Annotated in this window: 2 protein-coding genes (1 of these 2 only partly in view); both read right to left on the bottom strand. The window is 74.4% G+C overall.

Annotated elements, in window-relative coordinates:
* Nucleotides 1-3,974 (bottom strand): type I polyketide synthase (locus ACZ56L_RS13215; RefSeq protein WP_471063799.1); only part of this gene is annotated, 3,974 nt, incomplete at its 3' end.
* Nucleotides 3,975-3,994: 20 nt separating this feature from the next.
* Nucleotides 3,995-7,256: the final stretch of a type I polyketide synthase gene (locus ACZ56L_RS13210; RefSeq protein ID WP_471063797.1), read on the bottom strand. Its footprint extends 25,733 nt past the window's final position; the window shows 3,262 of its 28,995 coding nt (coding positions 25,734-28,995); its start codon lies off the right edge, out of view; its stop codon occupies nucleotides 3,995-3,997.

Genomic DNA, 7,256 nt, shown 5'->3' with positions numbered 1-7,256 from the left:
CTCCGCACCCCATGCACCGCCACCAGATGCCGGGCCACCTCACGCCCCAGACCACCCGTACCACCCGTCACCAACACCGTCCCAGACCCCCACGGAGACGGGTGCGAGCCAGCCGAGGGCTCCAGCGAGGGCGCGTCCGCTCCCAGTGCGGCCAGCCGGGGCACGTACACGACTCCGTCGCAGACCCGCACATGCGGTTCGCCTGCCGCCAGCACCGCCGGAGCCGGCCACTCGCCTTCCGCCTCCACCAGCAGGAACCGGCCCGGATTCTCCGACTCCGCAGCCCGCACCAGACCGGTGACAGCGGCACCGGCGAGGTCGCCCCGCACCACAACGGCCAGGCGGGCGTGCTCGGGCCGCTCCTTCGTCAGCCACTCCTGCACCTCGGCCAGCACGCGACCACACGCCGCGTGCACCGCCTCGGGTGAATCCCCGCCCTCGACCGGGAACACCGTCAACGACGAGTCATCGAGCCCGGCCGCACCAAGTGACTCAACAGCCCCAGCAGACCCGACCGCCCCCGACACGTCCGCCGGCACCCACTGCACACGCAACAACCCGTCGCTGTCCGGTGCTCCCGCCGGCAGCACCGGTTCCACCGGAGTGCCGAGCACCAACTCGGCCACCGACAGCACCGGTTCACCTGCGGCATCCACCAGCAGCAGGGACACACAGTCCTCCGCCGCACGACCGATCCGCGCCCGCACCACCGACGCACCCGCCGCATGCAGCGTCACACCACGCCAGGAAACAGGAACCCACTCCCGCTCCCCCACGACCTCCCGCACCACCTCCGCCAGCAACGCCGGATGCAGACCAAACCGATCCGCCTCCCGCGCCACCTCACCCGACAGCACGCACTCCACCTCGTCCCCGGTGACGCCCACCGGTGGCCGGTCGGCGGCGGGGACGAGTACACCGGTCGCGTGCTCGGTCCAGACCGTGTTGTCCAGCCTGTCGCCCGGCGGCCCGTCCACCCGGGGCCCGTCCATCCGGGAGAAGAAGGCGACCGTTCGGGCTCCGGACGCGTCGGGCTCCCCCACTCGCACCTGCGCCACGACGCTGCCGTCCACGGGCACCGTCAGGGGCAGGGTGTGCACCAGGCTCTGGACCTGGTCGCAGCCGACGTGATCACCGACGCGGAGGGCCAGTTCCAGCAGGGTCGCGCTGGGTGTCGTCCGCCCGGCCAGCCAGGGCTGGGCCTGCGCCGAGAGACGGCTGGTGAAGACCACGCCCTCCGACTGGGCGAGCGGCAGCGCCGCCCCGAGCAGGGGATGTGCCTCGGCGATCAGACCAGCCGCCGTCACATCTCCCGTGTCAGGAATGAGCGCGGGCCAGTGGCGTTCGTGCTGGAAGGCGTACGTGGGCAGGTCCACGACCCGCGCGTCCGTCCCGTCGTACCAGCGCGCCCAGTCCACCCCCACACCCGCGCAGTACAGCTTCGCCAGCCCGTCGACCAGCGCGCCCTCCTCACCCCGGCCCTTGCGCAACGCCGGAACAGTCACGACCTCCCCGGCATCCACCGCGTCCACCGTCAACCGCGCCAGCGCGCACAACGTCCCGTCCGGACCCAACTCCAGGAAAGCATCCACACCATGCGCGACCAGCGCACCGACACCGTCGGCGAACCGCACGGTCTCCCGGACATGCCGCACCCAGTACTCCGGATCGCACACCAGCGCGCCGTCCACAGCCATCGGGATCTCCGGAGCCGAGAACGACAGCCCCGACACCACCGCACGGAACTCCTCCAGCATCGGATCCATCAACGGCGAATGGAACGCGTGCGAAACACGCAGCCCGGTGGTCCGCCGGCCCGCCCCCTCGATGTGGACGCGTACCGCCTCCACACCGGCCTCCGCGCCCGAGACGACCACGGCCGACGGGCCGTTGACCGCCGCCAACGACACGAAATCGTCCAGGAGCGGCAGGACTTCGCTCTCCGAGGCCTCAACGGCGAGCATCGCGCCGCCCTCCGGGAGCGCCTCCATCAGGCGACCGCGGGCGGCCACCAGCGCGCAGGCGTCGGCCAGCGACAGCACCCCCGCCACGTGCGCGGCGGCGATCTCACCCACCGAGTGCCCGGTCACGAAGTCCGGCCGCACACCCAGCGACTCGACGAGCCGGAACAGCGCCACTTCCACGGCGAAGAGGGCCGCCTGCGCGAACTGCGTCCGGTTCAGCGCGTCGGCGTCCTCGCCCCAGACCACCTCCCGCACCGGCACGTCCCACTCCGCGCACACCGCGTCGAAAGCCGCCGCGAACACCGGGAAACGCGCATACAACTCGCGCCCCATGCCGAGACGTTGCGAACCCTGTCCGGAGAAGAGCAGCGCGAGCGAACGCTCTTCGGCCTCTCCCCGCGCGCTCTCGACGCCGTCCACCAGTACCGTGCGGTGCGCGAAGTCCGCCCGTGAAGCCGCCAGCGAGAAACCCACGTCGAGCGCGGACCCCGTCACCGCCGAGAGCCGCTCCACCTGCGCGTCCAGCGCGGCAGCGGACTTCCCCGAGACCGGCCACGGCGTGGCTGCCGGCGCGGTCGAGGGCGCGGCGGACGGCTCGGCGGGCGGCTGCTGTGCCGGGCCTTCCTCCAGCACGACGTGGGCGTTCGTCCCGCTGATGCCGAACGAGGACACGCCTGCCCGTCGCGGCCGTTCACCGGCCGGCCACTCCGTGGCCTCGGTGAGCAGCCGCACGCCGTCCGTCGTCCAGTCGACGTGACGCGAGGGCGCGTCGACGTGGAGGGTGCGCGGCAGCACACCCGCCCGCATCGCCATCACCATCTTGATCACACCGGCCACACCCGCGGCGGCCTGCGTGTGCCCGATGTTCGACTTCACCGACCCCAGCCACAACGGCACGCCCGCCGGCCCGCGCTCCCGCCCGTACGTGGCCAGCAACGCCTGCGCCTCGATCGGATCACCCAACGGCGTACCCGTACCGTGCCCCTCCACCACGTCCACATCCGCCGCCGACAACCCGGCAGCCGCCAACGCCTGCCGGATCACCCGCTGCTGGGAAGGACCGTTCGGCGCGGTGAAGCCGTTGCTGGCTCCGTCCTGGTTGACGGCGGAGCCCCGTACGACACCGAGGACGCGGCGCCCGTTGCGTACCGCGTCCGAGAGGCGTTCCAGGGCCAGTACGCCCACGCCCTCCGACCAGCCGGTGCCGTCGGCGGCGTCCGCGAACGCCTTGCAACGGCCGTCGCCCGCGAGCCCGCCCTGTCGGCTGAACTCCATGAGGGAGCCGGGTGTGGACATGATGTTCACGCCGCCGGCCAGGGCGAGGGAGCATTCGCCGGCCCGCAGGGACTGGACCGCCCAGTGCAGGGCGACCAGGGAGGAGGAGCACGCCGTGTCCACGGTCACGGCGGGCCCTTCCAGGCCCAGTTGGTAGGCGAGCCGCCCTGAGACGGCGCTGGCGGCGATGCCGGTGCCGATGTCGCCGGTGGCGTCGTCCAGGGAGCGGACGAGCAGATAGGCGTAGTCCTGGCCGTTGGTGCCCATGAAGACGCCGGTACGGCTGCCGCGCAGCCGGGACGGGTCGATCCCGGCCCGCTCGAACGCCTCCCAGGAGGTCTCCAGCAGCAACCGCTGCTGGGGGTCCATGGAAGTGGCTTCGCGGGGTGAGATGCCGAAGAAGTCGGCGTCGAAGCCGGCCACGTCGTCGAGGAACCCGCCGCCCCGGCTCACGGAGTGGCCGCGCGCGTCGACTCCGGCGCCGCGCAGGGCGTCGAGGTCCCAGCCCCGGTCGGCCGGGAAGTCCGACATCGCGTCGGTGCCGGAGGCGACCAGGTCCCACAGGTCCTCGGGCGAGTGGACTCCGCCCGGGTAGCGGCAGCTCATCGCCACGACGGCGATGGGCTCGGTGGCGGCGGCGACCAGGTTCTGGTTCTGGCGCCGCAGCCGCTCGGTCTCCTTCATCGAGGACCGGAGCGCTTCGACGACCTTGTCGTGGGGCGTGGGCGTGGCCATGTTCTGCTCCGTCTGCTCCGTCAGTCCTGCGGTTCGGCGTGCTGGGCCGGTCCGGCCGTGGGGCCGGACGCGGGGTGGGACGTGGGGTGGGTCGTGGGGGTGGAATCCGGGTGGGGTGCGGTCGTGCCGAGGGCCGCCTGGACCAGTGCGTCCACGTCCATCGCGTCGATGGAGTCGGCGTAGGCGGCTTCCTCGCCCGCACCGCCGCCGGGGTGGTCTTCGTCCCGGGCGGTCTCGGCGGCGAGCTCGAGCAGCGGTTCCAGTACGCCGATGCGGCGCAGCTGGGCGACGGAGACCGACGCCAGCAGGGCCTGGAGGCGTGCCTGGTCGACGTCCTGGGGCCCGGCCGCGTCCTCGTCGGCCGCCGGGTCCAGCCGCCGGGCGATGTGCTCGGCGAGTTCGGCGGGGGTGGGGTGGTCGAAGACGAGGGTGGCGGACAGTTCGAGGCCGGTGGCGGCGGTGAGCTGGTTGCGGAGTTCCACGGCGCCCAGGGAGTCGAACCCGAGGTCGCGGAACGCCTTCTCCGCGCCGACCGCCGCGGTTCCGCCCAGCCCGAGGACCTCGGCGGCCAGCGTGCGTACGAGCTGGAGCACGGCGGGCCCGCGCCTGGCCCCGGAGAGCGCGGCCAGTTCGGCGCGCTGCCGCGGGACCTCCGCCGCGGCCGGCGCGTCCGGTGCCTGCGGCACGGTGAAGCCCGCGAGCAGCCTGCTCGGCCGTACGGCCGTGAAGGCGCGGACGAACCGGGCGGGATCGACGTCGGAGATGACGGTGAGCGGCTCGGGCTCCATCACCGCGCGGCGCAGTGCCGTGACCGCCAGGTCCGGGTCCAGGGGCCGGATGCCGGCCCGCTGGGCGGCCCCGGCCGCCCGGTCGCCGACCGCCATGCCCGCACCGCCCCAGGCGCCCCAGGCGAGGGAGGTGGCGGCGAGGCCGCGGGAACGGCGCTGTTCGGCGAGGGCGTCGAGCACGGCGTTGGCCGCCGCGTAGTTGCCCTGGCCGGGGTTGCCGACGGACGCCGACGCCGAGGCGAAGAGGGCGAACACCGCCAGGTCCAGGTCCCGGGTGAGTTCGTCGAGGAGCAGCGCAGAAGTGGCCTTGGCGCGGAAGACGCCCGCGAACCGGTCCGGGGTGAGGCGGTCGATGACCGCGTCGTCGAGCACGCCCGCGGCATGGATCACGGCGGTCAGCGGCGCCCGGTCGGGGATGGCCGCGAGGACGCCGGTCAGCGCCTCGCGGTCGGCGGCGTCGCAGGCGACGAGGGTGACCTCGGCGCCCGCTTCGGTCAGTTCGGCGTGCAGGGCGGTGGCGCCGGGCGCGTTCGGGCCGCTGCGGCTGAGCAGGACCAGGTGGCGGGCTCCGGCGTCGGTGAGGCGGCGGGCGACGTGCGCGCCGAGGGCGCCGGTGCCGCCGGTGATCAGGACGGTGCCCTCGGGGTCCCAGGCGCGGGTGGGGGCCGGGGCGGCCGAGCGCCCGGCCGGGCCCGCGGCCGTCGTGTCCCGGGTGGGTGCCGGGGTCGCGGACGTACGGGTGGCGGGCAGCGGGCTCAGCCTGCGGCCGTGGAGCGTGCCGGACCTGATCGCGACCTGGTCCTCCCCGTCCGGTGCGGCGAGGAACGCGGCCAGCCGGTCCAGGGCGGCGGCGTCGGCGGTGTCACCGGCAACAGCGGCCGGCAGGTCGATCAGGCCGCCCCAGCGCTGCGGGTACTCCAGGGCGGCGACCCGGCCCAGGCCCCAGACGGCGGCCTGGGCGAGCCCCGGTACGGGCTCTCCGGGGACCACGGCGACCGCGCCCCGGGTGACGCACCACAGGGGTGCGGTCAGCCCGGCGTCGCCGAGGGCCTGAAGCAGGGTGGCGGTCAGCGCCACGCCCGGCGGGACCCCGCCGGTCCCGTCGAGGGCAAGGCCGGTCCCCTCGAAGCCGAGGAGCGAGACGACGCCCGCGAACTCGCGCCCCCTGGCGGCCGGTTCGCTGAGGCGCTTGGCCATCCCTTCCCGGTCGGCGTCGGTTTCCGGGTCGATCTCGAAACGGACGGTGTCCGGGCCGAGGCCGTCCAGGAGCGCTTCGGTCCAGGGGTCGGCGGCGCGCGGGGCGGGCAGGACGGCGAGCCAGGTCCCGGCGAGCGGGGGCGTGGCCGTACGGCTGCCGCTGCCTGCGGGCGCAGCGGCCCGGTTCGCGGTGCCCGCGGGGGCCGTGGTGCGGTTCACGGTGGTCGGGAGCGGCTGCCAGGTGATGTGCTGGCGCCAGCCGTCGACGACGGTCTCCTCGGTGCGGCGGCGACGCCAGTCGTCGAGAGCGGGCAGCACCTTGGACAGCGCGTCGCTGTCGACGTCGAGGGTTCCGGCGAGCGAGTCGAAGGTCTCGGAGCGTACGGCGGACCAGAAGGCGTCGTCCGTTCCGACGGCTCCGACGGAGGTGGCGGCCGCCTCCGCGGCCGGGGCCGGGCTCCGGTGGGCCCAGTACCGCTCGCGCTGGAACGCGTACGTCGGCAGCGGCACCCGGCGGGCTCCGGAGCCCGCGAAGACGGACGGCCAGTGCGGAGCGCAGCCCTCGACGTGCAGCCGGGCGACGGCGGACAGCAGGGTGTCCTGCTCGCCGCGCCCCTTGCGCAGGACCGGTACGGCGGTCACCGCGGCGGCTCGTCCCGGGTCTTCGGCGTCCTGGGCCAGGGCCGACAGGGTGGCGTCCGGGCCGAGTTCGAGGAAGCGGGTGACGCCGCGGTCGGCGAGGGCACGCAGCCCGTCGCCGAACCTGACGGTCTCGCGCACGTGCCGCACCCAGTAGTCGGGGGTGCACACCAGCTCGGCGTCGGCCGGCGCCCCGGTCACGTTGGACACCAGAGGCAGGCTCGGGGCGGTGTAGGCGATGCCCCGGGCCACCCGTGCGAAGTCGTCGAGCATGGCGTCCATGTGCACGGAGTGAAATGCATGGCTGACCCGCAAACGCCTAGTTTTGCGGCCGGCGTCGGCGAAGGACCGTGCGATCCGGTCCACGGCGCCCTCGTCACCTGCGACGACGACGGCCCGGGAGCCGTTCACCGCGGCCACCGACACCGCTTCGCCCCCGGCCCCCGCGGAAACCCCGGCGATGCGGTCGCGCACCTCGTCCTCGGTCGCCTGGAGGGCCGCCATCGCCCCGCCGCCGGGAAGTGCGGCCATCAGCCGGGCGCGTGCCGCCACCAGGGCGCAGGCGTCGTCCAGGGAGAACACTCCCGCCACGTGGGCGGCGGCGATCTCGCCGATGGAGTGCCCGGCGACGAAGTCGGGGCGCAGGCCCCAGGATTCG

It is taken from the genome of Streptomyces sp. NPDC039736, from assembly GCF_055596485.1.
Note: the sequence above shows the minus strand (reverse complement) of the source record. Positions and strands in the feature narration are given on the sequence as shown.